Annotated in this window: 26 protein-coding genes, 1 tRNA gene and 1 pseudogene; 15 read left to right on the top strand and 13 right to left on the bottom strand. The window is 67.3% G+C overall.

Features of this window, described 5'->3' with window-relative positions:
- The first annotated feature begins 182 nt into the window (after positions 1-182).
- A complete protein-coding gene (locus KTJ87_RS11755) occupies positions 183-1,394 on the top strand; it encodes an aminopeptidase P family protein (protein WP_267139323.1) in 1,212 nt (403 codons plus the stop codon).
- Here KTJ87_RS11755 and KTJ87_RS11750 read toward each other — a convergent pair.
- Positions 1,378-2,532, bottom strand: coding sequence for a Hint domain-containing protein (locus tag KTJ87_RS11750; protein ID WP_267139322.1), 1,155 nt, complete (start codon positions 2,530-2,532; stop codon positions 1,378-1,380). The two genes, KTJ87_RS11755 and KTJ87_RS11750, sit on opposite strands and share 17 nt — an antisense overlap.
- 312 nt (positions 2,533-2,844) lie before the next feature.
- Here KTJ87_RS11750 and KTJ87_RS11745 point away from each other — a divergent pair, with 312 nt between their 5' ends.
- The 8 genes from KTJ87_RS11745 to KTJ87_RS11710 are packed head-to-tail and all read left to right on the top strand — an operon-like array spanning position 2,845 to position 9,982.
- A complete protein-coding gene (locus KTJ87_RS11745) occupies positions 2,845-3,921 on the top strand; it encodes a coiled-coil domain-containing protein (protein ID WP_267139321.1) in 1,077 nt (358 codons plus the stop codon).
- A gap of 15 nt (positions 3,922-3,936) precedes the next feature.
- Positions 3,937-4,170, top strand: coding sequence for a hypothetical protein (locus KTJ87_RS11740; RefSeq protein WP_267139320.1), 234 nt, complete (start codon positions 3,937-3,939; stop codon positions 4,168-4,170).
- A complete protein-coding gene (locus tag KTJ87_RS11735) occupies positions 4,163-5,308 on the top strand; it encodes a hypothetical protein (RefSeq protein ID WP_267139319.1) in 1,146 nt (381 codons plus the stop codon). The genes KTJ87_RS11740 and KTJ87_RS11735 overlap by 8 nt, the downstream gene beginning before the upstream one ends.
- A gap of 48 nt (positions 5,309-5,356) precedes the next feature.
- Positions 5,357-7,300, top strand: coding sequence for an AAA family ATPase (locus KTJ87_RS11730; RefSeq protein ID WP_267139318.1), 1,944 nt, complete (start codon positions 5,357-5,359; stop codon positions 7,298-7,300).
- Entirely contained in the window at positions 7,297-7,671 is a 375-nt protein-coding gene (locus KTJ87_RS11725; RefSeq protein ID WP_267139317.1) for a hypothetical protein, read from the top strand. Before KTJ87_RS11730 ends, KTJ87_RS11725 begins: the two co-directional genes overlap by 4 nt.
- On the top strand, positions 7,671-9,062 hold the full coding sequence (locus tag KTJ87_RS11720) for a DUF6638 family protein (protein ID WP_267139316.1): 1,392 nt from the start codon (positions 7,671-7,673) through the stop codon (positions 9,060-9,062). Before KTJ87_RS11725 ends, KTJ87_RS11720 begins: the two co-directional genes overlap by 1 nt.
- Positions 9,059-9,328: a hypothetical protein gene (locus KTJ87_RS11715; protein WP_267139315.1), complete on the top strand. Its 270-nt coding sequence runs from the start codon at positions 9,059-9,061 to the stop codon at positions 9,326-9,328. Before KTJ87_RS11720 ends, KTJ87_RS11715 begins: the two co-directional genes overlap by 4 nt.
- A 9-nt stretch (positions 9,329-9,337) precedes the next feature.
- Positions 9,338-9,982: a DUF1523 family protein gene (locus KTJ87_RS11710; RefSeq protein ID WP_267139314.1), complete on the top strand. Its 645-nt coding sequence runs from the start codon at positions 9,338-9,340 to the stop codon at positions 9,980-9,982.
- 31 nt (positions 9,983-10,013) lie between these two features.
- Here KTJ87_RS11710 and KTJ87_RS11705 read toward each other — a convergent pair whose 3' ends face one another.
- The 3 genes and pseudogenes from KTJ87_RS11705 to KTJ87_RS11695 form a co-directional block, all read right to left on the bottom strand.
- Positions 10,014-12,359: an aldehyde dehydrogenase family protein gene (locus KTJ87_RS11705; RefSeq protein ID WP_267139313.1), complete on the bottom strand. Its 2,346-nt coding sequence runs from the start codon at positions 12,357-12,359 to the stop codon at positions 10,014-10,016.
- Positions 12,360-12,421: 62 nt separating this feature from the next.
- On the bottom strand, positions 12,422-13,435 hold the full coding sequence (gene deoC / locus KTJ87_RS11700; protein ID WP_407650491.1) for a deoxyribose-phosphate aldolase: 1,014 nt from the start codon (positions 13,433-13,435) through the stop codon (positions 12,422-12,424).
- Positions 13,436-13,546: 111 nt separating this feature from the next.
- Positions 13,547-15,202 (bottom strand): annotated as a pseudogene (locus KTJ87_RS11695) (ABC transporter ATP-binding protein).
- A gap of 193 nt (positions 15,203-15,395) precedes the next feature.
- On the opposite strand from KTJ87_RS11695, the gene KTJ87_RS11690 reads away from it, so the two are divergent.
- Positions 15,396-15,989 (top strand): aspartyl/asparaginyl beta-hydroxylase domain-containing protein, encoded by a 594-nt coding sequence (locus KTJ87_RS11690; protein WP_267139312.1) that lies wholly within the window; start codon positions 15,396-15,398, stop codon positions 15,987-15,989.
- Here the strand turns inward: KTJ87_RS11690 and KTJ87_RS11685 are convergent.
- Both KTJ87_RS11685 and KTJ87_RS11680 read right to left on the bottom strand, forming a co-directional pair.
- Positions 15,986-16,831 (bottom strand): sulfotransferase domain-containing protein, encoded by an 846-nt coding sequence (locus KTJ87_RS11685; protein WP_267139311.1) that lies wholly within the window; start codon positions 16,829-16,831, stop codon positions 15,986-15,988. The two genes, KTJ87_RS11690 and KTJ87_RS11685, sit on opposite strands and share 4 nt — an antisense overlap.
- Complete coding sequence (locus tag KTJ87_RS11680) at positions 16,824-17,732, bottom strand: hypothetical protein (protein ID WP_267139310.1); 909 nt, start codon at positions 17,730-17,732, stop codon at positions 16,824-16,826. The genes KTJ87_RS11685 and KTJ87_RS11680 overlap by 8 nt, the downstream gene beginning before the upstream one ends.
- A 90-nt stretch (positions 17,733-17,822) precedes the next feature.
- Between KTJ87_RS11680 and KTJ87_RS11675 the strand changes: the two genes are divergently transcribed.
- A complete protein-coding gene (locus tag KTJ87_RS11675; RefSeq protein ID WP_267139309.1) occupies positions 17,823-18,284 on the top strand; it encodes a lasso peptide biosynthesis B2 protein in 462 nt (153 codons plus the stop codon).
- On the opposite strand, the gene KTJ87_RS11670 is transcribed toward KTJ87_RS11675, so the two are convergent.
- From KTJ87_RS11670 to KTJ87_RS11645, 6 genes are all read right to left on the bottom strand, one after another.
- Positions 18,233-19,093, bottom strand: coding sequence for a sulfotransferase (locus KTJ87_RS11670; protein WP_267139308.1), 861 nt, complete (start codon positions 19,091-19,093; stop codon positions 18,233-18,235). The two genes, KTJ87_RS11675 and KTJ87_RS11670, sit on opposite strands and share 52 nt — an antisense overlap.
- Positions 19,090-19,962 (bottom strand): glycosyltransferase family 8 protein, encoded by an 873-nt coding sequence (locus tag KTJ87_RS11665; protein WP_267139307.1) that lies wholly within the window; start codon positions 19,960-19,962, stop codon positions 19,090-19,092. Before KTJ87_RS11665 ends, KTJ87_RS11670 begins: the two co-directional genes overlap by 4 nt.
- Positions 19,959-20,231, bottom strand: a complete 273-nt coding sequence (locus KTJ87_RS11660) for a PqqD family peptide modification chaperone (RefSeq protein ID WP_267139306.1) — start codon at positions 20,229-20,231, stop codon at positions 19,959-19,961. Before KTJ87_RS11660 ends, KTJ87_RS11665 begins: the two co-directional genes overlap by 4 nt.
- Positions 20,232-20,289: 58 nt before the next feature.
- Positions 20,290-21,507: a nucleotidyltransferase family protein gene (locus tag KTJ87_RS11655; RefSeq protein ID WP_267139305.1), complete on the bottom strand. Its 1,218-nt coding sequence runs from the start codon at positions 21,505-21,507 to the stop codon at positions 20,290-20,292.
- A 13-nt stretch (positions 21,508-21,520) separates the two neighbouring features.
- Positions 21,521-21,596, bottom strand: a tRNA-Ala gene (locus KTJ87_RS11650).
- Positions 21,597-21,686: 90 nt separating this feature from the next.
- Positions 21,687-22,010, bottom strand: a complete 324-nt coding sequence (locus tag KTJ87_RS11645) for a TIGR02300 family protein (protein WP_267139304.1) — start codon at positions 22,008-22,010, stop codon at positions 21,687-21,689.
- A 160-nt stretch (positions 22,011-22,170) separates the two neighbouring features.
- Between KTJ87_RS11645 and KTJ87_RS11640 the strand changes: the two genes are divergently transcribed.
- The 4 genes from KTJ87_RS11640 (at position 22,171) to KTJ87_RS11625 (ending at position 24,735) form a co-directional block, all read left to right on the top strand.
- Positions 22,171-22,860 (top strand): M48 family metallopeptidase, encoded by a 690-nt coding sequence (locus KTJ87_RS11640; RefSeq protein WP_267139303.1) that lies wholly within the window; start codon positions 22,171-22,173, stop codon positions 22,858-22,860.
- A gap of 1 nt (position 22,861) precedes the next feature.
- Positions 22,862-23,542 (top strand): GntR family transcriptional regulator, encoded by a 681-nt coding sequence (locus KTJ87_RS11635; protein ID WP_267139302.1) that lies wholly within the window; start codon positions 22,862-22,864, stop codon positions 23,540-23,542.
- 80 nt (positions 23,543-23,622) lie between these two features.
- Complete coding sequence (locus KTJ87_RS11630) at positions 23,623-24,285, top strand: intradiol ring-cleavage dioxygenase (protein ID WP_267139301.1); 663 nt, start codon at positions 23,623-23,625, stop codon at positions 24,283-24,285.
- A 9-nt stretch (positions 24,286-24,294) separates the two neighbouring features.
- Entirely contained in the window at positions 24,295-24,735 is a 441-nt protein-coding gene (locus KTJ87_RS11625) for a hypothetical protein (protein WP_267139300.1), read from the top strand.
- Positions 24,736-24,828: 93 nt separating this feature from the next.
- On the opposite strand, the gene lpdA is transcribed toward KTJ87_RS11625, so the two are convergent.
- Positions 24,829-26,217, bottom strand: coding sequence for a dihydrolipoyl dehydrogenase (lpdA, locus tag KTJ87_RS11620; protein WP_267139299.1), 1,389 nt, complete (start codon positions 26,215-26,217; stop codon positions 24,829-24,831).
- Positions 26,218-26,321: the final 104 nt, after the last annotated feature.

The raw sequence follows: 26,321 nt of genomic DNA, 5'->3' as shown, positions 1-26,321 counted from the left end.
CGCGACTGCAAGGGGCGCGGGCGCGCATGGCCCTTGCGCGGGGGCGCGCCGCGTAGCAATCATCGCGCCGAGCCCCGGCGATGGCGTCGCCGGACCCCAAGGCTCTTTCGTCCTGTACGCCGGGAATTTGGCGGACCGGGGTTAGACGACCTGCCCCGGACCGAGCGCCGGAGTGCCATCCCATGACCGACACCAGACAGGAATTCTACCGCTTCAGGAACGGCGACAAGGCGCCGCTGCCCTTCGCCCCCGAGGATTACGAGGCGCGCCTTGACGGGCTGCGCGCCATCCTCGAGACGCATCGGCTGGACGCCGTCGTCCTGACCTCGATGCACAACATCGCCTACTACTGCGGGTTTCTCTACTGCGCTTTCGGGCGGCCCTATGCGCTTGTCGTAACGGCGGGCGACTGCGTGACGATCAGCGCCGGGATCGACGCGGGCCAACCCTGGCGGCGATCTTACGGCGATGCGATCACCTACACCGACTGGCAGCGCGACAACTATTGGCGCGCGATCCGGGCCGTGACAGGTGAGGCCGCGCGCATCGGCTACGAGGCGGATCACCTGACGATGATCGGCCTCGAGAAGCTGCGCGTGTTCCTCAAGCCGTCCGAGACCAAGCCGGTCAACGAGGCGACCATGCGCCAGCGGATGCGCAAGTCGCCCGCCGAGATCGCGCTGATCCGTGCGGGTGCGGCCGTTGCCGATGTGGGCGGCCATGCGATCCGCGACACGGTGCGCGAGGGGCTGCGCGAGATCGACGTGGCGATGGCCGGGCGCGACGCGATGGAACGCGAGATTGCAGAGCGGTTTCCCGATGCGGAATACCGCGACACCTGGGTCTGGTTTCAGTCGGGGTTGAACACCGACGGCGCGCACAACCCGGTGACGGCCCGGGTGCTGAAGCGCGGCGATATCCTGTCGCTCAACACCTTTCCGATGATCTCGGGCTATTATACCGCGCTGGAACGGACGATGTTCGTCGGCGAGGTGGACGACGCCAGCCTGAAGATATGGGAGGCGAACGTCGCCGCCCATGAATACGGAATGTCGCTGATCCGGCCCGGCGCCACCTGTTCCGGCATCACCCACGCGATCAACGACTTCCTGTCGGAACGGGACCTTCTGCACTACCGCAGCTTCGGCTACGGGCATTCCTTCGGCCTCCTCAGCCACTACTACGGGCGCGAGGCGGGGCTGGAGCTGCGCGAGGATGTCGACACCGTGCTCGAACCCGGCATGGTGGTGTCGATGGAGCCGATGCTGACCATCCCCGAAGGCCAGCCCGGCGCCGGTGGCTACCGCGAGCACGACATCCTGATCGTGACCGAGGACGGGGCAGAGGACATCACCGGTTACCCCTACGGTCCGGCGTTCAATGTGGTCGGCTGACCTGCGGCATTGAAAGCCGGTCCAGCACCGGCTTGCGGTTCGCCGCCAGACGCTCTGCATAGCGCGACTGGCGGCGGCCCACCGGGATCGTGCGGGCGCTGGGCATTGGCCGGTGTTCCAATTCGGGGAACAGCGCGAAGATTTCGCGCAGGGCGTCGCCGCTCATCGTTGCGCGGCTTTCCTGTCCCAGAAACAGGGTCTCTGACGGCGCGCCATTGGCAAAGACGACCTCGTGCCTGTCGCACATGAAGTGCCAGTAGGTCACATGCGTTCTGTCCCGGTCCACGGTCACGCCGGGCAGTCCGACAAGCCGGTGCGCCGCCACCAGAGCCTCGGGCGAGCCGAACATGCGTTCGGCGAGGCGCGAGCGGGTCATCACGCGGTGCTGCCGCGAGACGTGTAGTGTCTGTTTCGGTTGCCCCTCTCCCAGCGCGCCGGGCGCAATGCGAACGGGAAAGTGCGGGCCGAAGCACGGCGTTCCCCGGTGCCCGATCCAGCGCACCATCTGCGGGCCGTGATCGACCGTCATCACCAGATCGCCCGGCTGCAGCAGTTCCACCGGAACCTCGCCGCCGGGGGTGCGGATCAGGGTGCCCTCAACGAAGCAGACGAAACCGAAGAATGTCTGCCGGTCTGCGGTCATGCCGGAATATTCGGTGCCCGCGACGCTGTCTATGCGGATGGATTGCAGCGGCGCGGCCTCAAGCGCCGCCTGGTCCGCGTTCGCCGAGAACTCGGGCGCGAGATAAGTATTTCCCGCCGTGTCCTGAAAGATGACCGCCGTGATCGTCGCAGGCGGCGTGCCGTCAGTGTAGGTGATCGTGGCGTTGTAGACCGCCGTGCCGTCAAAGGTCTGCTCCGTGCCTCCGTCGATGCGGAACGTCTCGTTCACGGCGTTGTTGTCCATGTCATAGGAATTATTGGACACGCCGCCCGAAGACCCGGTCGATCCGGGCGAGAATTCCTGAATGGACTTCCAGATCGGATTGCCAGGGCCGCCGAGTTCCATCCGAGGAGTCGTGATGAGTGCGTTCGCGTTGTCGGCAATCGAATTGTTTGACGATGGCGCACGGTCGCCTTCGACAAGATCGATCGAGGCGAAGTTCCCCAGGAAAATGACGTTGAACGTGGTCGCCACGAGGCTATCCCGACTTGATGGGCAGGTTTGCCCTGCGCAGAGCTATGCACAGGGTTTCCTACCATCAGCATAACGGCCGAATTCGGTCCCTCTTGATCGGCAACGGGTCGATTGCGAGGCCAAGGTCAGCCTTATGGCTGCACGAAACCGCCATTTGGCTGCAAGATGGCGGGCAGAGGGGTTCCCTGAACCGGGAAACCCTGCTTTACGATTCCTCAGGTTTGCGCGGCGGGCAGGGCCAAGGGCCTGCGCCGTGCATCATTCGGGATTGAACCCGTCGCCATCGCCAGCGGCGACCACAGGGAGGACGAGATGTCCGATTTCGACGCTCAACTGCGCGAGAGCCAGGCTCAGGTGATGGATACACGCTCCAAGATCGAGGAATTGACCGGCCGGATCGAATCCGCCCGCGCCAAGCTGAAGACGGGCGACGACATCTCGATCGACATCGAGGGCGCCACGCTGGATGACGTGCACGCGCACACCGACGTGATGAACGCCAACATCGCGGAACTCATCATGGGTCTGGATGACGTCACCGCCGCGTTCTCGAAGGATTTCGACGGGATGCGGACCAAGACGGGGTGGGAGAACATCGTCGGCGTCTTCGCCAAGAACAAGGCCGAATCGATGCGGGCCGAGCGCATCCGCGCCGCCAACATCGACGACAAGCTGCAGGACCTGATTGCCAAGTCCGACGTGATCGTGACGCTTCTGCGCGACCAGCTTGCCATGCTGGAGGACCAGGGCGCCAAGGTCGAGGCGAACCTGACCGCGACGCTGGAAGAGCGTGAGGCCGTCGTGGGGGAACTGGAAGGCATCCGCGCCAAGCTGGCCGAGATCGACCCCGCGATCATCCGGCTGGAGAACAAGATCGCGTCCACGACCGAACCCGCCGAGCGCGCCAATCTCGAATCGCGGCTCGCCACCCGCAACACGCAATACAACGAGTTGGTGCAGGCCGAGCAGGTCGCCGTGGCCAAGAGCCAGACGCTGGAGCGGTATATCGAGGCGGGCAAGACCTGGGTCGACAGCCTGCAGAACCAGGCGGCGACGCAGCTTGTCCTTATCAACAAGCTGGAGACGGACACCAAGCAGCGCGTGGTGCTGTATGACGCGCTGACCAAGTCTCTCAAGACCGCGCAGCAGCAGGACGTGGCGCACCGCATCAACGAGATCGGCGTGCAGACCGACAAGGAGGCGCAGACCGCAATGGCCGCCATCGGATCGGCGACCAACAAGCGTATGGCCGACATGCTGGAAGCGCACGAGGATCACATGGTGTTCGCCCGCAAGGTGCTGGAAGAAAAGGCCAAGGCCGACGAACGCTTTGCCCGCCGCTTTGCCGCGATCGTGGAAAAGCACGACAAGAACGCCTACGGGGCCTGAGGACGCCGACAGCGCATGAAACGCACCTTCGATGTCCTTTTCGCCGCTGTCGTCGCCTGCATGCTTGTCGGATTTCTGGTCTATTCCGCGGCCCCCATCTTCGGCCTGAACGAGCTTTGGCCGACGGTCTTTGCCGACGGCAACAGGCTTGGCTGGGGCCTTCTGGTGGTGCTGATGCTGATCGGCGGGCTGTACTGGCGCGGCTTCTGGATCAAGAGCCGCAAGCGTCAGAGGCGGCGCAGTGACTGACACGGCAGGCACGGCGGACCCGGGCCTCGACCATGCCGGGCTGGGCGACACGTTCGCCGCGCGCCGCTATTTCCGCAAGTTCGAGAGGATCACGGGCCATCTGCCCCGCGTCGCCGCCGTGATGGCCAAGGAAAGCGCCATTCGCCACGCCGACCTTGACGTCGTTGGCGACTACGTCGCGGCGCTGGCGCGATCCTTCCGTGCGCTGTCGCTGAAATACCTGATGACGGGGCGCGACACCGGGCGGTTCTTCGGCTCGCTCGCCATTGACCGGGTCGAGTCGGGCTTTCCGGTGTTCCGAGAGCTTCTGACCATGGCCAACGACGCCCAGCAGGCGGGGCGGCATCTGGACAGCTTGCCCACCGTCGAGACGCTGAAAGAGCAGATGGTGCGCGCCATCGTCGCCGATCTCGAAATCCCGACGCGGCTGCAATTCGCCACCTCGCAGCGTCTGTATTACGAGGCGCTGGCGGCGGGCGGGCTGTTCTGGACGCAGAACGATCCTGTTGCCGTGTGGCTGTCCGGTCTGCCCGATGCGGACCGGCGCCGCTACCTGATCCACTGGGCGGTGTATGACAGCCAGACCAACCTGCCGGTGATCTACCTGATGGAGGTCGAGGATACCGGGCGCGTGGCGCTGGGCCTCGATCACCGCCGCTGGCCGGAGGCGCAGGCGGCCCTGATCGCGCAGTCGCTTGCCGGGCTGAAGCTGGTGACCATCGCGCAGGGCTTTGACGAGGATTTCGACGACCTGCACCCAAAGACGCTGCGCCGCATCCATCTTGGGCCGATGTATTCGCACGCCTACACGCTGCAGACCGGGCCGATCCGTGAGGTGCTGGAAAACGCCGCAGCGCCCGAGGGCGAGGATTGGGCGCTGGCCTGGACGCTGGAAGAGCTGGAAAGCGACCGCGTGCGCAGCGAGCGGACGGGCTGGTTCACCACGGCAGAGCGTGAGGTCTTCGCGCTCGATCCCTTCGCGGGGCGCGGCGCCGAGACCGGCGCCACCCGCACCGAGCGTGCGATCATCCTGCCGCAGCGCCCGTTTCAGGTTCTGGCCGAGTGGTCGCCCCCCGGCTTCCGCGAGGTCCGCAAGTTCGTAGTCTCGAAGAGCGGGCAGGTGATCCATGCACGCTGAGTGGCGGCAGCGCCCGGGGGTCTTGCCCATGTCACGAAGGAGAGCCGCATGAGCGTCGCAGGTGACCTGATGGAACTGTCCGAGGCCGAGATCGCCGCGCATTACGGGACGGCGCTGGCGCTTCTGGAAGGGTTCGAGCATGCGCCTCGGCTGGCGCGGTCGGACGCGGCCCCGACCGCCGAAGGATCGTCCGGGCTGGGCACGCGGCGGCGGTTCCGGTCCACCACGCCGGGGCTGGTCGGGCGGGCGACGGGCCACGCGGCCGGAGGCGTTCACCTGATCGAGCGGATCGAGGGCGCGGATGGCGGCGATGCGCTGATGTCCGTCACGCAGGCGGCGGTCCTGCAGGGATTGCGCCGGGCGCTGGCCATCGCGCTGACAGTCGGTGACGGGTTCGCCCGCGCGACCGATCTGGCGCGGATGAAGCGCGAGAACCTCGAAGGGCGGCTTGCGGCGGGCGACCGCACCGCCTTTGCCGAATTGCTCTCCGCCGAGGCGCTGGCGGCCGGGTTCACCTTTGCCAATGCGGCGGCGTTCCTCTTGGCCGGGCAGGCGGGCGAGGCGCAGGCCGATGTCGGCGCCGCCGAGGAGGTGCTGACCGAGAACGCCGACCTGGCCCTGAAGGGCGCGCTGTGGGAGATCGACCGCGCCATCGCGGCCCACGGTGCCGACGAGCCGCGCATGGTCGCGGCGATCCTCGCCATGCTCGAGGCGCTGATGGAGGCGTTTCGCCTCAAGGCGGCGCACGCGCCCCGGCTGGCCGCCTTTGACGGCGCGCGCTGGCGTGTCGAGGCGGACGACCTGACGCTTGCGGGCTTTCAGCCCTCCGCGCGGGCGCGCGGGTCCGTCCTGACCATGCAGTTCAAGAAACCGCACGAGGTCGTCGGCAACCACATCGCCAAGCATCAGGCGATGCGTCTGGCCAAGATGCTGATGGCCTATGATTTCGAGCGCAAGGTGAACCCGTTTGCCGAGATGGGCGGCTTCATCTTCACCTTCATGGGCGACGGCAAGCCCGGCACCGGCAAGACGACGCTGATCCAGATGATGGCGGGGCTGCTGCACGGATACTGCCAGACGGCGGGCTATCCGTTCCGCTACCAGAACTTCTCGATCGACCAGATCGACAGCTATCAGGGCAAGTCGGGCCAGAACGCCAAGGCCTTCATCGACAACGTGCTGGACCCCAACGTGATCGGCTTTGGCACCATCGACGACATCGACCAGATCGCGGGCAAGCGCGGCGACCGGCAGTCGAGCGCGGGCCAGCAAGAGGTGACGGCGGTGTTCATGGAGGCGTTTTCGGGGGCCAACACCGTGGTGCGCGGCAACTGCACCTTCGGCATGTTCTCGAACTACCCCGAGAACGTCGATGACGCGCTGCGCCAGCGGGCAGGCGCGCGGTTCCTCGTCGACGGGCCGCAAAGCCGCGAGGACTATATCGACATCCTCGCGCTCTTGCTGGGCAAGCGGCATGATATCCCCTTGGGCGATCACGACTTGTTCGCCGCACAGGAAATCCGCCGCGCCGTGGAGCGCTCGTTCGAGGCTCATGCCCGCCCGCAGGAGGCCGGACTTCTGGCGGTGTGGGAAAGGACGGAACGCGAGATCGGGCGGCTCGACACCATCGCCAAGATGGGCGCATACCTGAAGGCGATCCAGCAGGCCGACCCTCGCTTTACCGGGCGGTCGATCAAGAACATCACCGACGCGGTCAAGGTTCGGGCGATGGATTTCGAGCTGCCCGACGACTGGATGGACGACCCCGACCTGTTCCTGCGCAAGCCCTACGAGGACAAGATGAAGATGATCGAGGACATGCGCCGCCCGATCACCGTCGACATGGTCCTGCAAGAGATCAACCGCTACGCCGACAGCGAGTTCCGCTATGCCGACAAGTCCGACGAGATCGCCATCGAGGCGATGGTGCGCGACTTTGGCCGGCAGGAAGAAGCGCGGCGGCGGTATGCCGAGGGGAAGGCGGGCGCATGACGGACGCTGTCGGCTTCTGGAACACCGGCGCGCCGCTGATCCTGCTGGTGGCGCTGGCGTGGCTCTTGCCCGGCTGGCTGGTGCCGCGCAGCGCGCGCTCTCAGGGGCGGATCGCGGTGTTGTTGGGGCTGTCGGCGCTGCTCGTGGGCGCGGCCGGGGTGCCGGTGTTCGCTGCCGCGCAACGGGCAGCGGGCGCCGATCCGGTTGGCGCCCTGGCCGAGCGTCCGGTGGCCACGCTGGTCTACCTTGGCCGGTCCTCGGCGCTGGCGGTTCTGGCCTGGGGTCCGATCATGGCCCTGCGCTGGTTCGGGTTAGCGCAGCGCGCCGAGCGCCTGAAGGGTGAAGACATGATGCGCGAAGGGCGCGGGTGATGAAAAAGCTCATCGCCTCCGGCCTGATGTTCGGCAATCTGGTGCATGTCGCCAGCCCGGCGCTGGTGGACCGCTACAACCGCGCGCTCAAGACGCTGACCGGGTGGCAGACGGCGCTGGCGGACTTCCACGTCGATATCTCCGGCTTCTCGCCCGAGATAGGGGACGAGCTCGGGGATGACCTGTATCTCAACCAGAACGGCTGCAACCGGCAGTTCATCCTGCTGACGACCGAACAGAAATCCGCGCCGTTGCTGGGCACGAAATTCTCCTTCACGCGCGGCCTGCTGCGCCGGTTCATCGACGCCAACGAGGCGGCACTGTTCGCGCTGACCACGCAGGACGCGGTGGCGGGCGAGGTCGTGGACACGGTGTTCGACGTGTCCGACCCGCGCCGCCTGTGGACCATCCGCCGCCTCAGCGTCGAGGCCGACAGCACCGAACTGCGCGTCGCCCATGCACGGGAGTTGGCGGGCAAGATCGAGCGCTTCCGCAGCGAGGAAGACGCCTGGTGGGACGACGTGCTGATCGCCGAGATGATCGGGCTGGCCCGCACGACCGGCGACGTGACATCCGTGCCGTTGGCGCTGGACACGACGACCGAGGATGTCGGCAACTTCTGGACGGATCACCACGGCGGGCTCTACATTTTCCGCGACGTGCCGCACCCGGCCGTCATCGCAAGCGGCGATGTCGCCGCGCTGGGCGATCTGCCAAGCCCGTTCATCTTCTCGCTGGACCAGCACAACCACATCGCGCGGTTGCTGGACCTCAACGGACTGGCCGAACCCATCGTCACGGCCAAGGGCGTCGATGCCGCCGCGATCCTGCGGCAGAAGATGGATTTCATCCTTGTCGCTGCCGCATCATCTCGCGGCGAGGACCTGTCGGGCGCGACCCGCCGCGATCTGCGGCAGGTGGCGCGGCGCATCGGGGCCGACCTGCCGCCCGCCTATCTTGGCCTCGCCGATCTGGTGCGCTGGGCCGAGGGCGCGGGGCCGTGGCCCACGATCACGTCCGAGCATCCGGCGTATTTCTACACCCTGCGCGCCGCGCGCGGGGCGGACCGGGACATCGTGAACCAGCTTCTGGCGGAACTGTCACCGCTCGACATCCGGCAACTGTTCATCTGCCACAAGGCGCTGTTCTACCGGCTTTACCGCGATTGGTCCGAGGCGCGGCAGGTCTATGCCGTGCGCTTCCTGTCCGAGGAATACATGATCGACAAGACCGGCACCCGCCGCGCTCTGTTCGGGCCGGAACCCGGGATGGAGGAACCCGAACCGCCGCCACCGCCACCCGAACCTTCCGCCACACCTTCCCCCGAGGCACCGCAGAAGGATATGATCGACCTCGTCGGGCCCTGGGGGGCCGTCAGGAGACGGACATGATCCTTGGAATCCTGCGCTGGGCTGTCCTGTGTTTCGTGCTGGCGAGCGTTCTCTACGTCGCGCTCAGCTACTATTCGCGCAGCCTGCACATGGGCTGGCTGGAACGGGAATGGGAGGAACAGGGGCGCCCGGGCAACCGCGACGATTTTGTCGATGCAGGCATGCGCACCTATCGCGGCTCGCTTCGGCGCAAGCTGATCTGGGGCGTCTACGTAATCCCGGGGCTGTTGTTCCTGGTCACGATCTACCTGCAGAATTTCTGGTAAGGGACTGCCATGCGCTATGTGAAATGGACAATCTACATCGTTCTGGCGCTGCTGCTGTTCGCGTTCCTGCACTACACGCTGCCGCAGCGCGACGTCGCGCGGATCACCGATACCTATGAAAAGCGCATCGACTTCGGCGAGAATTCGATCTTCTGGGCCTCGCCCGATGCCGGGAACGATCCCGCGACCGCCAACCGCGACGTGTTCTTCATCCAGACGGTGCAGCCCGGCGGCCGCGTGATGGTCTACCGCAACGAGGACACCGGCTGGGGCTGGCCGCCCTACCTCAAGTTCGACACGGCGAACCTGCAGGCCGAGGCGTCCGACCTGCGCTCGGACCGCGACACGCCGCGCTGGGCGGTCATCACGCATTACGGGTGGCGTAGCGAGTTCCTGTCGATCTACCCTAACGCCGTCTCGGTGCGAGAGGTGGACGATCCCAAAATCACGCTGATCCCATGGATGAACATCGTCATCCTCGTGACCTTCGTTCTGTTCATCCTGACGCTGCGCCAGATCTGGCTGCGGTTCTGGCGCCGCAATGTCGATCCGGTGCTGGACGACGCGGGCGAACGCTGGGACCGCGTGGACGACCGATGGGACGAGGGGCGCGGACGATTCCGCAAGTGGCTGGACAGCTGGCGCGGCAAGTAGGGCGGGATTCATGCCGCCTCCCCCGATCCCGTCACTCTCCGTAAGGCACCCACACCGTTTTGACCTCGGTCGCGGCTTGCAGGAACGCACGGCCTTCGCCGTCCGCCACCCAGTCTCGCGCGCGGCCGTGGTTGACCCATGTCCGCTTGAGGTTCCCCGCCGCCTCGCGCTCGATCACGCCCGAGATGTCCGAGGACGAGAACGACCACACCGCGTCGATGTCCATGTGGCCGGACATCTGCGCCGCCAGTTCGGCATGGCTGCCGGTCAGGATGTTGACGACGCCGCCGGGCACGTCCGAGGTGTCGAGCACCTGGTAGAAATCCGTCGCCGCCAGCGGGTAGGGTTCTGACGCCACCACGACGCAGCGGTTGCCCATCGCCATCGCCGGGCCGATCACCGACACCAGCCCCAGAAGCGGTGCCTCGTCCGCAGCAAAGGCGCCGATCACGCCGACCGGCTCGTTGACCGCCACCGCCAGCCCCCGCAGCGGCACCGATTTCACCGCCCCATCGAACTTGTCCGCCCACGCGCCGTAGCTGAACAGCCGCGACACCGACGCCGCGACCTCGGCCCCTGCCGCCTTGCCCCCCATCCCGGTCATCGACGCCAGCCGCGCGGCGAACTCCTCCGCCCGCGCCTCGAGATTCTCGGCGATGTAGTAGAGGATCTGCGCCCGCAGGTGCCCGGTGGTCTTGGCCCAGCCGGACGCGCCGCGCGCGGCCTCGACGGCGTTGCGGATGTCCTTGCGGTTGGCAATGCCCGCATGGCCCAGAAGATCGCCGCCCTTCGACCAGATCGCGCGCGAATAGCCGCCGTCGGGCCGCGCCTGCTTGCCGCCGACATACATCTTCGCGGTGCGGTCAAGACCGCTCGCATTGCCCGCCTCGGGCGCCGCCACCGCCTCGATCTTCGCCAGCGCCTTTGCGCCGGTCTTGGGCCGGGTGTAGGCCAAGAGGCCCTCCCACCCGCCTTCGCGGCCAAAGCCCGACTCGCGCACGCCGCCAAAGCCCGCCGCCGCGTCGAACAGGTTCGTCGCGTTCACCCAGACCACCCCCGCCGCCAGCTTCGGCGCGATATCCAGAGCGAGGTTCAGGTTCTCGGACCACAGCGTCGCGGCCAGCCCGTAGCGGGTGTTGTTGGCCAACGCCACGGCCTCGTCCGGCGTGCGGAACGTGGTGCCGACCAGCACCGGACCAAAGATTTCCTCTTGCATCAGCGGATCGGACGGCGACAGCCCGGTGATGAGCGTCGACTTGAAATAGCAGCCTGCGGGCAATTCGCCCGGGGGCTGGTAGACCTCGCCCGTGGCCGAAGCGACCTTGTCGCGGATCTGCGCCAGTTGCACCGGGTCCACCACCGCGCCGACGTCGATGCACTTGTCCAGCGGATCGCCGATGCGCAGCCCGTCCATGCGGCGGCGCAGCTTTTCGTGGAACTGCTCGGCGATGCCTTCCTGCACGATCAGGCGTGACCCTGCGCAACAGACCTGCCCGGCGTTGAACCAGATCGCATCCACCAGACCCTCGACCGCGCTGTCGATGTCGGCGTCGTCGAAGACGATGTAGGGGGATTTCCCGCCCAGTTCCAAAGTCAGCGCCTTGCCGGTGCCCGCCGTGGCCTTGCGGATGATCCGGCCCACGTCCGTCGATCCGGTGAAGGCAATCTTGTCGATGCCGTCGTGGCCCACGATCATCTCGCCGACCGCGCCGTCGCCGGTGACGATGTTCACCACGCCCTTGGGCAGCCCCGCCTCCTGGCAGATCTGCGCGAACAGCAGCGCCGTCAGCGAGGTGTATTCGGCGGGCTTCAGCACCACGGTGTTGCCCATGGCGATGGCGGGCGCGACCTTCCACGCCAGCATCAGAAGGGGGAAGTTCCACGGGATGATCTGGCCGCAGACGCCCAGCGGCGCGCGGTCCGGCATCTCGCTGTCTATCAGCTGTGCCATTCCGGCGTGGTAGTAGAAATGCCGCGCCACCAGGGGCACGTCGATGTCGCGGCTTTCCCGGATCGGCTTGCCGTTGTCGAGCGTCTCCAGCACGGCGAACAGGCGGGAGTGCTTTTGCACCAGCCGCGCCAGCGCATAGAGATACCGTGCGCGGGCGTTGCCGGGCAGTTTCGCCCACTTGCCTTGCGCCTTGCGCGCCGCCGCGACGGCGGCGTCCACGTCGGCTTGCCTGCCTTGGGTCAGTGTCGCCAGCACCTCGCCGGTGGCGGGGTTCTTCGCCTCAAAGCCGTCCCCCGGCTCGGTCATCGCGCCGCCGATGAAATGGCCAAAGCGGTCGCCGCCGTCCACCAGCCAGGCCAGCGCCTCTGCCGCGCCTTCGGGGGCGGGGCCGTAGTCCATGCTGTCGAAAATCTCGCGGACGGTCATGGCGCGGCGCTCCTCATATTTCTTCTTTGCTCAAATACGCACTTTGGCGAATGCCACCGGGCTCAAGCCATCGGATGACGATACGACGCCGAATAGCGCCCCGTCACATGATGCTCCAGCTGCCGCTCGATGTCGCCCAGAAGTGACGACGCACCGAAGCGGAACAGGTCCGGCTGCAGCCAGCGGGTGCCCAGCTCGTCCTTGATGAGCGTCAGGTAGACCAGCGCGTCCTTGGCCTTCGATATCCCGCCCGCAGGCTTGTAGCCGATGCGGAACCCGGTGCGGTCGTAGTAGTCGCGCAAGGCCCGGATCATCACGAGGCTCACGGGCAGGGTGGCGTTGACGCCTTCCTTGCCGGTCGAGGTCTTGATGAAATCCGCACCCGCCATCATGCACACCAGTGACGCGCGGGCGACGTTGCGCAGGGTCCCTAGCTCGCCGGTGGCAAGGATCGCCTTGACGTGGGCCTCGCCGCAAGCCTCGCGGAAGGCGCGCATCTCGTCGTAAAGCGCCTGCCAGTTCCCGGTCAGGACATGGCGGCGCGAGATGACGATGTCGATCTCCTGCGCGCCCGCATTCACGCTTTCACCGATCTCGGCGAGGCGCAGGTTGAACGGCGACAGGCCCGCAGGAAAGCCGGTGGACACGGCGGCGACCGGGATGCCCGAGCCTTGCAGCGCGTCGACGGCGGTTTCTACCATGTCGTGGTAGACGCAGACCGCGCCGGTGGTGATCCCGCCCATCCCCATGGCGTCCAGGAGGTCGCGCCGGATCGGTTGGCGCGCCTTGGCACACAGCCGCCGCACCCGGCCGTCGGTGTCGTCGCCCGACAAGGTGGTCAGGTCGATCAGGGTCACGGCCTTCAGCAACCACGCCGCCTGCCAGTCCTTCTTGACCGACCGCCGCCCCGGCAGCGTTGCGGCGCGCCGCTCTATGGCCGAGGTGTTCGCGCGGGCGGACATCACCCAGTCAAGGTCAAGCGCCATGCCGGGATTGCGCGGCTCGTGCACCTGCGGCACCAGCGCGTCGCGCGCCGTGTGCCCCAGCCGTTCGGACGAGGAAAGATCGGTGGTCACGGGGACGGGGTCCTTCGTGGAATGCGGTCGTGGAAACCGTCGCACGGTCGGATGCGGCAGGCAAGAGTTGACCTGATGGTCAAATTCCGTGACCTCAGGTCGCGAAATGGCTCACGGGCCGCCCTGCGGATCAACAGAACCGACCTTTTGGCCGTTTGTCAGGCGCCCATCCTCGATCCGCAGGATCTGGTCGGCCCGGAACGCCGCGCCGCCGCGATGGGCGATCACAAGAACCGTCACCTTGGCACCAAGCCCGCCAATGGCGCGGGCGATGGCGTCGGCGTGGTCCGGGTCGAGCGCGCTTGTCACCTCGTCGAGGATCAGCAGCGACGATTTCCGCAGCAGGCCCCGCGCCAGCGCAAGGCGCTGCCGCTCACCCCCGGACAGGCGCACACCTGCCTCGCCAACGGGGGTATCGAGTCCTTGCGGCAAGGCATGGACAAAGCCCGCCTCTGCCATGTCGAGCGCGGCGTTCAACTCGGCGTCCGGCGCGTCCGGCGCCCCCCAACACAGGTTGTCGCGGATGGTGCCGTGGAACAGCACCGTCTCTTACGGGATATACGACACCGACCGCATCCAGGCCCGCCGGGTTTCGGGCGTGATGGGCGTGCCGTCGACCAGCAGGGCGCCGCTTCCGGGCACGATCAGCGCACCGATCACATCGGCGAGCGTCGATTTCCCCGCCCCCGAAGGCCCGGTCAGCAGGGTCACGCTTCCGACGTCCAGAACAAGGTTCACACCGTCGAGGCGCGGCGGCTGTCCGGGGGCACCGGCGACGGTCACGTCGCGCACGGCAATGCTGCGGACGGGGCGCAGCGGGTCCAGCGTCTGCGGCGCCTCGGGCGCGGCATGGTCCAGCGCGCCTTGGCGCAGCGCGTCGATCCGTTCGATCACCGGCAAGGTGTGCAGCCAGGTCGCCAGCTGCGACTGCACCTGCGTGAACGCGGACGTGATCCGCGCGAAAACCGCGACCAGCGCGAGCAGGACCGCAGGTTCCGTCGACAGAACCCGCAGCCCGGTCCAGACGAACAGCGACAGTCCCATCGCCGCCATCAGCGTGGCAAGGGCGCGGGCGCGGGCTGTGGCCTCGGTGAACGCCTGTTGACTGCCGCGCAAGGCCCGGGTGCGGGCGGCGATGCGGGCGGCGCTGCGGTCTTCGGCGCCAAGGCTGCGGATCAGCCGAAGCCCGGCAAGGCTGTCGCCGACCACCGACATGACCTCGGCGCTGGCTTGCGATTGCTCGCTGCCCAGTGCCCTGGCCCGCGCGCGATAGGACCGCAGGACCGCGAAGGTCACGCCGCCGAACGCCACGGCAAGCGTGGTCAGCCCCGGCGAAAGCCATAGGGCCGCCGCCAGGAACGCCAGCCCGCTGATGACCGTCGCGGCAAGGCTGACCAACATCTGCAGCCCGGCGCCGACCCGCCGCGTCTCGACCGTCAGCAGGCTGATCTGGTCCGCACGGCGCTGGGTCTGGTGCCAGCCAAGCTCGGCCCCCAGAAGCGCGTGCACACAGCGTTCGCGCAGGCGGTCGGCGGCGTCGAGTTGCATGCGCTGCGCCATCACCTCGCGCAGGTACTGCAGCGTGACGCGCAGCGCGATCAGGACGATGAAGCCGCCCAGCAGAAGCTCGGGTGCCTGCGGCAGGCCCAGCGATGCCATCGCGGTGGACACCGGCGATGTGATCCCGCCGCCGCTGGCCAGCAGGCTTTCGATCAGCGGCACAAGCAGCAGAAGCCCGACGCCATCGGTCAGGCCGCTGGCGACCATCAGCGCCCCAAGCGCGGCGATGCGCCGGGCGGGGACAAGGCGCAGGACGATGCCGATCTGCGGTGAAAGGGCCATTCTGCCTCGCGCGTTGGGTGCCGGGCGGATGCCCCGGACCGCACCACCTAAAGCCTGCTTGCCAAGTCGGCGCAATCCCATCACGGTTGTTCGCGATCCTTGCGCCGGAACCCGCATCATGACCGCTGCCGCCTTCGACACAGAGCTTCCCGATGTCGAGAAACCCGCCACCGTCCGCACGATCTGCCCGGTCGATGCCAGCGCCCTGACCGCCCGGATGCGGCAGGTGTCTGATCAGGCGTGGATGTCCGAGGACGAGCGCAAGGAAAACAAATTCAGCGTCTTTCACAGCACGCGTCACATCGTCTTTCGCTTCATCGAGGGCAACAATGATCCGCGCGCCGCCTACGAGACGCAGGCCTGGGTCGTCTGGCGCCCGCTGGTGCAGCCGATCATGGACCAGGTGGCGGCGGCTTGCGGCCTGACGCGGCCAGAGTTCCCCAAGGCGATGTTCGCGCGGCTCCTGGCGGGGCGGGTGATCGACCGGCACATCGACGGGCGCGGATCGAACCCCAAGGTGCACAAGATCCACGTACCGCTGGTGACAAACTCGGGCGCGATCTTCAGCGTGGGAGACGAGAATTTCCACATGCCGGTCGGGCAGGCCTACGAGGTGAACAACATTGTGCCGCACGGCGCCCGCAACGACGGTGCAGAAGACCGCGTGCACCTGATCTTCGAGATGTTCGAGCGTCCGCGCCAGAGCGGCTAGAGGTATCCAAGCCGGGCCATAACGGGCGCGAATGCGGCCTCGACCGCCGCGTCGTCCCCTGGGCCAGGTCGCTGCGCCTCTCGCGTCTGGCGGCCGAAGAAATCGGGCGCCTCGGGGTTCTTTTCGGGGAATATCCCCGCCGCTTCCTGCGCCCGCAGGGCGTCATGCGCGCTTGCCGTGACAGCGCGGGCCAGACGCGCCGGGTCGGGCGCGATCCCGATCGCCGCAAGCGTCCGCCCGAAGGCACCTTCGGGGTCCGCCTTCAAATCCTCGTAGCGCAGGCAGGTCAGCGGCAAATCGCGCTGGTCCAGCCAGCCGGTGACATGGGTGTCCCAGCGCCCCAGGCGCTGGACGACCTGCCCCTGATCGCGGCCCGGCCGGTCGAACAACTCGGCACCCGGATCGCACATCCGGCGCAGCGTCTCGTCCAGCGGCTTGCGCAGGTGATAGGCGTAGGACGGCAGCACGTCGCGCGGATCCCGCACCAGGTAAACCACCTGACGGACGACGCCCGGATCGAACAGCGTCACGCCAAGCGCCGCCGGGCCATGCGCGTCATGCACCTTCACGAAACAGGGAAATGTCGTCTCGGCGGCATAGCCCCGGCTGACGGCGGCGCGCAGGCTGTCTATCTCGGCCCGATCCAGAAAAGCGGGGTCGAGCCCTGTGTGATCCTCGAACACCGGCCGACGAGACAGGTCCGGCCCGCCGATGAAGCTGTCGAGCGGCACCGCGCCGTCGCCTTGCGCGAAGTAGTTCGACAAGAGCGCACGGAACCAGGTGTTGCCCGATTTCGGATAGGACGCGATCAGGACGAGGGGCTTGTGCGCCGGGTCAGACATGCGCCTGCGTGCCCGCGGCGGAGAGCACCAGGTCCGCGACCTCGCCCGCGGTGAACCGCTCCACCGGCCGGGTCAGCGACATCACCGGAACACCTGCGGCCAGCGCCGAGACATCGCGGAACACCCGGGCACGGTCGCCCATCCCGATCGCGTAGCGGCGGCGAAAGCAGTAGGTCCACAGATCCTCGAAGGCGGCGACGCGCGGCATCGGGGCGATCCCCAGCGCGGCGCCCTGCCGCTGGATCAGCCGCACGCCCATCGCCACGGGATAGCTGATCCCCCCGGCATGATCGACCGTGACGGCGTACTTAGCCTCGGCCGTGCGCAGACGCACTGCATCCGCAGTGTCGTGGCCAAGCGCATCGGCCGCGTCCGACCACAACCGCACGCGGGAGGTGCCCGGCAGCGCATGGAACGTCCCCGACGCGTCCCGGCGGCAGACAAGCTGGTCGTCAGAGATCACCGGAAAGCCGCGTGCCGCCAATGCGGCGGCGGTGGTCGATTTGCCCGCGCCGGACGGGCCGAACAGGAACACCGCGCGCCCGCCGATGAGCACAACGCTTGCATGGATAAGCAGCAGGGCGCGCTGGTGCAGCAATGCGGCGAGGGCGGAACTGACGACGAAGGCGACGAGATCGCCATCGGTCGCGCCCTGTGCGGCGTCGATGACGATGTCCTGCCCGTCCGAGATCAGGAACCGCCCTGCCGGAGCGATCCGCAAAAGCAGGCGGCGCGGTGCGGCGTCCCACATCTCGGTCGTCTCGCGCGCACCCTCCAGCGCCAGCGGCACCGCGCCCAGCCGGATATGCGCATCCGGGGCCGAGCCGGGCACGGCAGCAGGCCATTCTGCCACCGTCAGGTCCGAAGAAACGGTCAACCCGTGGAGGAAATAGAGCGGCACGCCTGCTCCTGTTGGCGAACGATGCTGCTCAGGCTATTACGGACCCACCCGGACCCGCGCAAGGGCGCGGCTTTGTGGGTGGAGAGCACGGTGGCTGGACTCAACGGCAAGATCGGACGGCTGGCGCGCTGGCCCGCCGCGCGCAGGGCGCTCGCGCTCGAGGCGGCGGCCGAGTTGACGCGCGCGTCCCTGCACCTGCGCCTGATCCCGTTCCGCCGCATCGCCGCGCGTCTTCAAACGCCGGTAGCAGAGGGCGGCCAACCGCAGGACAGCCGCATTCCCGCGCGCATCGGCTCTTCCGTGACGCTGGCGGCGCGGAACCTGCCCTGGCGTCCGAAATGCCTCGCCCAGGCGATGGCGGCGCGGCGGATGCTGGCCCGGCGCGGTATCGCCTGCTCTGTGGTGTTCGGCGTTCAAGGCGCCCCCGAGGGCGTCAGGGCGCATGCCTGGGTGACGGTCGAGGGCGACGTGATCGTCGGTGGCGGCGGGCTGGACGGGTTTCAGACCATCGCGGCGCTGGGCGAGAATGCCGCCGGATCGTCCAGCGCATAGCCGTACCGCGCCAGCAGGCCCTCGATGGGGCGCAATTCAGCCTGGATGGTGCCGATCTGGCCCGGCGACAGGCGCGCGATCTGCTCGTGGTTCATGTCGCGCAGCGGCTCGTGATACATCCCCTTCACCGGCACGCTGACGGCAAGGTCCAGATCATCGATTTCGGGCACATGCGCCATGATCCGGGCGGCCGTGCGCGCCGGGTCGCGGCACATCGCCTCGTAGGGTGTCAGCATGGCGCGGGGGCCGAGCGCAATGCGGTTCCTGTCCTGCTGCTCGAAACAGTAGCGAATGTGCCGTGCGGCAAGCACCTCAAGCGTCTCGCCCGTGCCTATCGCGATCTTGCTTCGGCGGCGCAGGATGCCTTCGATGGCAGCGAAGGGATTGCGCAGCATCAAGAGGAACCGGCTGGCGGGAAACGCAGCCTCCAACTGGTCGCGGATCATCAGGAACGGCGGCGAGCGGGTCAGGAACACCGGGGCGGCCGAGTCATGCGCGGTGGCCGAAAAATACCAGGCGCGGCGCGTGGTGTCCCAGTCATATGCGGCAGGATTGGTGTAGCGGGCGCGGCGGTCCGCGCTGGCGCCCCAGATCAGCGGCTCGGCCGAGGCAAGGGTGTGCGGCCCCTTGAAGCCCGCCGTGTGCTGCCCCTCGCGCGGCAGGCTCCAGACCTTGCGGGACAGCGCCATCGCGGTGCCAAGGAACGTCGAGCCAGAGTTGTTGGGGCACAGGATGAACAGGTGCGACTTGACCACCTGCGGCATGTCGACAAGCGCACCCCGGCACAGGCCGGCGACGGTGCCGGTCATCGTACCGGCTCTGGCCGCGCGGTGGCGGCGCGGTAGCAGTCCGCCCATTCGCGCAGGATCGGGCGCAGTTCGGGGTGGCGCGCGGCAAGGGCAAGCGACTGGTCGGGGCGCCACGGTTTGAACGGGCCGTTGAAATGCACGATGGCGGCGTCTTGCGGGGCAAGGCCCACCATATCGCGCAAGGCAAAGGTCGCGCTGACAAGGAAATTGTAGCGCGAGGGCAGGTGAACGATGTCCTCAGCGAACAGGATGTTGAACAGCGCCTGATCGCGCAGGTCGGTGTCGAAGCGCCCATCCGCATAGCGCGCCAGAAGGTCGAGGTAACCGCCAAGGCGCGTCTCGCCCCGAGTCGCGCGGTTCAGAAGCATGACACCTGCGTTGAAGCTGCAGGCAAGAGTGCCCGCCTCGCCCGCCTCCGCCCAGCCATAGTCCGCCGCGCGGCGACGCTTGCCGATCAGAAGCGCCCGGTCGGGGCAGGCCAAAAGCGGGGCGTCGTGGACGTAGATCGCCGACAGATCGCCGCGCACAAGGATGTCGGCGTCGAGAAACAGCACGGTGTCGTATTCCGCCAGTGTCAGCGCGGCGCCCGACAGGAACCTGTCGCGGGTCGCGGCGACCTGCGGCTGCGCCGCAACGACGCGGTCGATGGCGCGGACAAGCTTTGGCGGCGGATCGGCCACCTGCAGGTTCGGCGACACACGCTCTAGCGCCGAGACCTCGCTCACCGTTAGCCCCGGCCCGAAGACAACGACGTCACCGCCGAACCACGGATTGTGCAGATGAAAGCTGTGCAGAGCGGCAAGCGCGCCGGGCAGGAAGCCCGAGGTCACGACCATCGCAAGGGCATAGCCTTGGCCCGCGACGGTCACGACAGGACCACGATCTCCGCGCCCTGCAACTCTGCGATGAAGGTCTTCACATCCTTGGCGCAGGTCTCGCGGTCGACGTCGTATTCCGTGCTCAGCGTGTCGATCAGGGCACCGAGCGTGGCGGGCGTCTCGATCAGATCCCAGATCCGCAGCGCGGTGTCCTTCATGTTGAAGTAGGCGCCGCTTTCAAGGTCCATCATCACGATCTCGTCGCCGAGATTGGTCGCCAGCACCTTTTCGGCTCGGGACACCGCCGTTTGCTCGCCCATGTCCATCGCCGTGCCCCTTGCCCTTCTGTCAACGCGATACGCCCGGAAGGCATCGCCTTCAAGATGTATGGCGGGTCCAGTTGTCAATTATGCCGCGTCCGGCCGATCCTGCGCCCGGCTGCTGGTCGCCAAGCGCTTTGGTTCCGATCCGTTTCCAGTGCCGCACGTAGTTCTCTGCCTGCGCGCGCAACGTGCCCGCTCCGCCATGGACGGCAGCCAGTTCCCGCGGCGAGGGAAGGAGTATGCCGCGCAGGTCGCGAAGGCCGGGAAGGGCTGTGCGCCGAGGGCTGCGCGCGTCCGGGCACATCGCGTCCAGCGCGGCGGCGATCACCTCGGGGTCCGGCTCTGGCGCGGCCTTCAGCCACCGTTCGGGGCGCGGAACCGAGGCAAGCCCGCCGAACCGTTCCGCCAGCACCACGGTCAGAAGCACCGCGCGCGCCGCGCCGATCCGGTCGGCGCTGTCCCAGAGGCGAGGCCAGTCGATGGCCTCGGTCTGCACAAGTCGGCGAAGGTCGCACAGCGTCAGGGAGCCGTTGTTGAAGCGGTGCTCCAGCGCGGCGTGAATGCACAGGTGCAGCGCCTGATCCGTCGCGCCGGGAAAGCGCAGCGTTCGCCCACCGAGGGAGCGCGCAATGGCGCGGGGCGCCAGCGCAGCATGGGTCAGGTCGGCCTCGCCTGCGCCGGGCAGAAGGCCAAGATCGGCGATTCGCGTGTGAACCTCGATCGTCACCTCGCCGTCCCGCACTGGAACATGCGGGAGATGCTTGCGGGTGCGCGGCACCGCGTCGGGGACTGCGTGGTCTTTGCCGGGGGCAGCAAGCACCGTCCAGGCGCGCAGGGCGTCCGTCTCGGGGACCAGAACGTCGATGTCGCGGGCGGGGCGCAGCTCTGGGCCGGGATAGCAGAACGGGGCCAGAAAAAGCCCCTTGAGGAACAGGTGCGGCACCCCGGCCTCGGTCAGCGTGTCATGGATGCGGACGGTCTGCGCCTGAAGCGCCAGGGCGCGGCGCGCGCCGCGTGCCCGTCGCTCGGACAGGGTACGCCGCACTTCGGGGGGCACATCGGCAAGCGCCGGATCGCGGCACGCCTGATCCAGAAGGCAGGACATTCGAGCGCTGTGTGCCTGCGCTGCAAGATCCGGCCAGTCGCCCGGGCTCAGCGCGGTCAGCGCCAAGCGGATCGTCGCAGCATCGTCCGAGCACAGGGCAAGGATCGCCCGGCGTGCGGCATCGATGAATGGCGGCTGCGCCGGGACGGCGGGCGCGGAAAGTGTCATGGAAAGGTGGATTTGGTGGAGCCAAGGGGAGTCGAACCCCTGACCTCTTGCATGCCATGCAAGCGCTCTCCCAACTGAGCTATGGCCCCATCCGGGAAGCGATCCGCCGTGGCGGGTCGCCCGCTGTCCTTATGGAAACAGCCATTCCTTCGCAAGAGGAAATTCGGCTGCACCACGTCTCAACTGTCGTCGTCGTCTTTCGCCACGTCGGCGATATCGTCGAGCGATACGTTGTCCTCGTCGTCGTCGTCATCGAGCAGATCGTCGTCGATCTCTACCTCGTTGTCGTCGTCGTCGAGCACCGCATCATCGTCAACGACCTCTTCCTCGACCTTGGCGGGCTTTGCCTTTTTCTCGGGCAGCGCCACGCGCGATCTGGTGTTCGAGTCGATTTCGACAACTTCGCCGGTATAGGGCGAAACGATTGGCGTCTTGTTGAGGTCGTAGAACCGTTTGCCGGTCGTCGGGCAAATCCGCTTCTTGCCCCATTCTTCCTTGGGCATTGCTGACCCTTTCGTCTTCGATCGCATGTACGGGATGCGGTCCCGTGCCACAAAGCCCCGGGGCTGTCAAAGCCTTTCGGGACGCGCGTTTTGCGGTGGCAGGGGGCCGGGCCCATCGCGTAGGATTCGGGCGGGGCACTGCCCCGGTGAGAGAGGGGATATGGGGCAGGCAACGCTTCCTGGCAACCCGCCGATTGATGTCATCCTGAAACGGTCGCGCCGCGCCCGTCGGGTGTCGCTGCGCGTGTCCGGTCTCGATGGCCGTGTGACCCTGTCGATTCCCGCCACCATGCCCGAACGCGAGGCGCTGGATTTCGCCGCGGAAAAGGCCGACTGGATCCGCAAGCATCTGGCAAAGCGCCCCGCGCCGTCCGAGCCGGGGCAGGCGGGGCGCGTGATGTTTCGGGGCGTCGACCTTGCGCTGATCCCGCATCCGGGGCGCAGCGCAAGGCTGGACGGCGAGACGCTGCGGGTGCCGCAGGATGCCGCGCGCGTCACGCCCGCCTTGCGCGCCTTTCTCAAGGAAGAAGCGCGGCGCGCGCTTGGCGAAGCCTCGGACCGCTATGCCGCGCGCCTGGGTGTGTCCTATGGCCGTATCACGCTTCGCGACACCCGCTCGCGCTGGGGGTCGTGTTCATCCGATGGCAACCTGATGTATTCATGGCGGTTGGCGATGGCCCCGCCCGAGGTGCTTGACTACGTCGCCGCGCACGAGGTGGCGCATCTGCGGCACATGGATCACTCGCCGCGCTTCTGGTCGGTGGTCGCGGGCGTTTGCCCGGGCTTCGACACTCACCGCCGCTGGTTGCGCGACAACGGCGCGGCGCTGCACCGCTACAGGTTCGACTGAGATGGCCGGCAGGATCGCACCGCTGCCGGGGCTGTTGTCACCGCCAAGGGCGCCCGAGGCGTTGCCGGTTGCCCATGACAGGGTCTTTCGCACCCTGCGCGCCCAGATCATGCACGGCGAGCTGGAACCCGGCGAGGCGCTGACCCTGCGCGGCATCGGCGCGCGATTCGGCGTGTCGATGACGCCTGCGCGCGAAGCGGTGCGGCGGCTGGTGGCCGAAGGCGCGCTAACGCTGTCGTCCTCGGGCCGCGTCTCGACCCCCGAACTCAGCCCCGAGCGGATCGAGGAGCTGGCGGCGATCCGCGCCCTGCTGGAGCCGGAACTGGCCAGCCGCGCCCTGCCGCGCGCCCATAATGCGCTGATCGAGCGTTTGCAGGCGATCAACGGCACCATCGCCGAGGTTGTCGCCAAGCGCGACGCTGTCGGCTACATCCGCGCGAACCTCGAATTTCACCGCACGCTCTACTTGCGTGCGCAGGCCCCCGCGATGCTGGCGATGGCGGAAACGGTCTGGCTGCAACTGGGGCCGACGATGCGCAAGCTTTACGGCCGCTTGCAGCGCAACGAGGTGCCCTATCATCACCGCCTGATCGTCGCCGCCTTGCGCGCAGGCGACGAGCCGGGCCTGCGGCTGGCGATCCGCACCGACGTGACCCAAGGGCTGCGCCTGCTGATCGGCTGAGGCTCACATCTTCGCCAGACAGTGGGGCCGGGCCGGAAAGCGGGCTATGTCGCCTCTGATCCGAAGAAGGAGCCATTCGCATGACCCAGCTGACCCGCCGCCGCTTGCTTGCCGCTCTGGCCGCCGCCCCCATCCTGACCCCCGCGATGCGCGCCTCGGCGCAAGAGGCCGGGCTGATTACCGGGAATGTCTGTCTCGTGCAGCGCGAGACGACCGAAGGGCCGTTCTACGTCGATCCCGGCCTTGTGCGCGCGGACATCACCGAAGGCCGCCTCGGCGTGCCGATGTCCTTGCGGATGCAGGTCGTCGATGCGGGGTGCAGGCCGATCGAGGGCGCCCGCGTCGATGTCTGGCATTGCGATGCAGAGGGCCTGTATTCCGGCGTGCGGGCGCCCAACGGCAACACCACCGGAGAGACTTTCCTGCGCGGCACACAAATGACCGATGCCAGCGGTGTCGCCGCCTTTCGGACGATCTATCCCGGCTGGTATCGAGGCCGAACGCCGCATATCCACTATATCGTGTTTCTGGGCGGCCAGAGCGCCCTGACCAGCCAGCTGTTCTTTCCTGACTGCGTAAGTGAAACCGTCTACGGAAACGCTGCCGCCTACGCGGCGCGGGGCGCGGCGGACACGCCGAACGGCGCGGACGGCATCGCCCGGCGCGCGGGAGAGGCCGCTGTCGCCAACGTGGGCGGCTCGACCGCCGGGCTGGACGCGGCGCTGGTGGTCGGCATCGCGTGACCGCAGGGCTTGACGCAGCGGGATGGCTTTGGTTGCCTTGACCGCATGAGCTTCTCGGACGCCGTTGCCCAACTCGGCACCCCGATCCGCCTTTGGGTGCTGTGGCTATCGATCATGATGATCGCGGCGCCTGTGCTGCTGGCAATCTGGCGCGAGACACGGCGCATTGCAGTCATAACCGGATGCGCCACGGTCCTGATCATAGCCGGGATGCAGGTGCTATATTCTGCGGTCGGGATGGTCCGGCTGCTGGGCATCGTGCATGTCGTGATCTGGGGGCCGTTGTTCGTCTGGCTGGCGCTGCGCCTGCGCCGGGGTGGCATCCGTCCAGCGCCACGGTCGGTGCTGCTGCTGTTTCTGGCGACGATCGGGGTGTCGCTGGTCTTCGACATCGCCGACGTCTTGCGCTGGATCGCCGGTGAGCGGGCGCCAATGGTTCCTGCAGCTTGAGGGCAGCAGCAGCGAGATAGACGTTGCCTTACGCTGTAGGGCGGGACTTGTCCCGCCCCCTCGGCGACGGCGTCACCCCGCCCCGCAAGCCGATCACGAATGGATCGGGCCGTCGCCGCAAGCCAGCGCCGCCTCGCGCACCGCTTCCGAGAAGGTTGGGTGCGCGTGGCAGGTGCGGGCCAGATCCTCGGCCGCCGCGCCGAATTCCATCGCCACGCAAATCTCGTGGATCAGGTCGCCCGCATAGGGGCCGATGATGTGCGCGCCAAGGATGCGGTCGCTGTCCTTGTCGGCGAGTATCTTCACGAACCCGTCGCCCGCGAAATACGCCTTGGCGCGGCCATTGCCCATGAAGCTGAACTTGCCCGCCTTGTAGGCGCGTCCGTCCTTCTTGAGCAGTTCCTCGGTCGCGCCGACCGATGCGACCTCGGGCCAAGTGTAGATCACCGACGGGATCACGTCATAGTTCACATGGCCCTTCTGGCCCGCGATGGTCTCGGCCACCGCCATGCCCTCGTCCTCGGCCTTGTGGGCCAGCATCGGGCCGGAAATGCAGTCGCCGATGGCATAGACGCCGTCGACGCTGGTCTTCCAGTGGGCGTCGGTCTTGATGACGCCGCGATCCGTCATCTCGACGCCCAGATCCTGCGCGCCCAAGCCGTCGTGGAACGCGCGGCGGCCCGTGGCGACCAGCACGACATCGGCGTCCAGCACCTGTTCGCTGTCGTCCTTCTTCAGCTTGTAGGTGACTTTCGCCTTGGTCTTGAGCTTTTCGACGCCCTGCACGGCGGCACCCATCACGAACTCCAGCCCCTGCTTTTTCAGGAGCTTCTGGAACTGCTTGGACACCTCGACATCCATCGTCGGCGTGATCTGGTCGAGGTACTCGATCACCGTCACCTCGGACCCCAGACGGCGATAGACCGATCCCATCTCAAGCCCGATGACGCCCGCGCCGATCACGATCATCTTTTTCGGGATCTTGCCCAGCGCCAGCGCGCCGGTCGATGACACCACGATTTCTTCGTCGATCTCGACGCCCGGAATGCTGGACGGCTCCGACCCGGTTGCGATGACGATGTTCTTTGCCTCGTGCACCTCGTCGCCGACCTTGACCTTGCCCGCCTCAGGGATCGACCCCCAGCCTTTCAGCCAGTCGACCTTGTTCTTCTTGAACAGGAACTCGATGCCCTTGGTGTTCTGGCCGATGACGTCGTCCTTGTAGGCCAGCATCTGCGTCCAGTCGACCGAGGGCGATTTGCCCTTGAGGCCCATCTTGGCGAAATTCTCTTCCGCCTCGTGCAGTTGGTGGCTGGCGTGCAGAAGCGCCTTGGACGGGATGCAGCCGATGTTGAGGCAGGTGCCGCCCAGCGTCTCGCGCCCCTCGACGCAGGCGGTCTTGAGGCCCAGCTGCGCGCAGCGGATGGCGCAGACATAGCCGCCGGGGCCGCTGCCGATTACGATCACGTCATAGCTTGCCATGTGGTCTCTCCGGTCTGTCGGGCGGGGTGGGGGGCTTTGCCCCTCTGGGCCTTCGGCCCATGCACCCCAGAGTATTTCTGCCAAGAAGAAGGCGCGGCGTGGTT

It is taken from the genome of Anianabacter salinae (genome assembly GCF_019061145.1).
Taxonomy (GTDB): domain Bacteria; phylum Pseudomonadota; class Alphaproteobacteria; order Rhodobacterales; family Rhodobacteraceae; genus Anianibacter; species Anianibacter salinarum.
This window is presented reverse-complemented; position numbering and strand designations above follow the sequence as displayed.

Bases quoted from the DNA above. Each gene is read 5' to 3' on its own strand.
- KTJ87_RS11755 (WP_267139323.1), top strand. From the start codon at position 183: ATGACCGACACCAGACAGGAATTCTACCGCTTCAGGAACGGCGACAAG.
- KTJ87_RS11745 (WP_267139321.1), top strand. From the start codon at position 2,845: ATGTCCGATTTCGACGCTCAACTGCGCGAGAGCCAGGCTCAGGTGATG.
- KTJ87_RS11740 (WP_267139320.1), top strand. From the start codon at position 3,937: ATGAAACGCACCTTCGATGTCCTTTTCGCCGCTGTCGTCGCCTGCATG.
- KTJ87_RS11730 (WP_267139318.1), top strand. From the start codon at position 5,357: ATGAGCGTCGCAGGTGACCTGATGGAACTGTCCGAGGCCGAGATCGCC.
- KTJ87_RS11725 (WP_267139317.1), top strand. From the start codon at position 7,297: ATGACGGACGCTGTCGGCTTCTGGAACACCGGCGCGCCGCTGATCCTG.
- KTJ87_RS11720 (WP_267139316.1), top strand. From the start codon at position 7,671: ATGAAAAAGCTCATCGCCTCCGGCCTGATGTTCGGCAATCTGGTGCAT.
- KTJ87_RS11715 (WP_267139315.1), top strand. From the start codon at position 9,059: ATGATCCTTGGAATCCTGCGCTGGGCTGTCCTGTGTTTCGTGCTGGCG.
- KTJ87_RS11710 (WP_267139314.1), top strand. From the start codon at position 9,338: ATGCGCTATGTGAAATGGACAATCTACATCGTTCTGGCGCTGCTGCTG.
- KTJ87_RS11705 (WP_267139313.1), bottom strand. From the start codon at position 12,359: ATGACCGTCCGCGAGATTTTCGACAGCATGGACTACGGCCCCGCCCCC.
- KTJ87_RS11690 (WP_267139312.1), top strand. From the start codon at position 15,396: ATGACCGCTGCCGCCTTCGACACAGAGCTTCCCGATGTCGAGAAACCC.
- KTJ87_RS11685 (WP_267139311.1), bottom strand. From the start codon at position 16,831: ATGTCTGACCCGGCGCACAAGCCCCTCGTCCTGATCGCGTCCTATCCG.
- KTJ87_RS11670 (WP_267139308.1), bottom strand. From the start codon at position 19,093: ATGACCGGCACCGTCGCCGGCCTGTGCCGGGGTGCGCTTGTCGACATG.
- KTJ87_RS11660 (WP_267139306.1), bottom strand. From the start codon at position 20,231: ATGGGCGAGCAAACGGCGGTGTCCCGAGCCGAAAAGGTGCTGGCGACC.
- KTJ87_RS11655 (WP_267139305.1), bottom strand. From the start codon at position 21,507: ATGACACTTTCCGCGCCCGCCGTCCCGGCGCAGCCGCCATTCATCGAT.
- KTJ87_RS11645 (WP_267139304.1), bottom strand. From the start codon at position 22,010: ATGCCCAAGGAAGAATGGGGCAAGAAGCGGATTTGCCCGACGACCGGC.
- KTJ87_RS11640 (WP_267139303.1), top strand. From the start codon at position 22,171: ATGGGGCAGGCAACGCTTCCTGGCAACCCGCCGATTGATGTCATCCTG.
- KTJ87_RS11635 (WP_267139302.1), top strand. From the start codon at position 22,862: ATGGCCGGCAGGATCGCACCGCTGCCGGGGCTGTTGTCACCGCCAAGG.
- KTJ87_RS11630 (WP_267139301.1), top strand. From the start codon at position 23,623: ATGACCCAGCTGACCCGCCGCCGCTTGCTTGCCGCTCTGGCCGCCGCC.
- lpdA (WP_267139299.1), bottom strand. From the start codon at position 26,217: ATGGCAAGCTATGACGTGATCGTAATCGGCAGCGGCCCCGGCGGCTAT.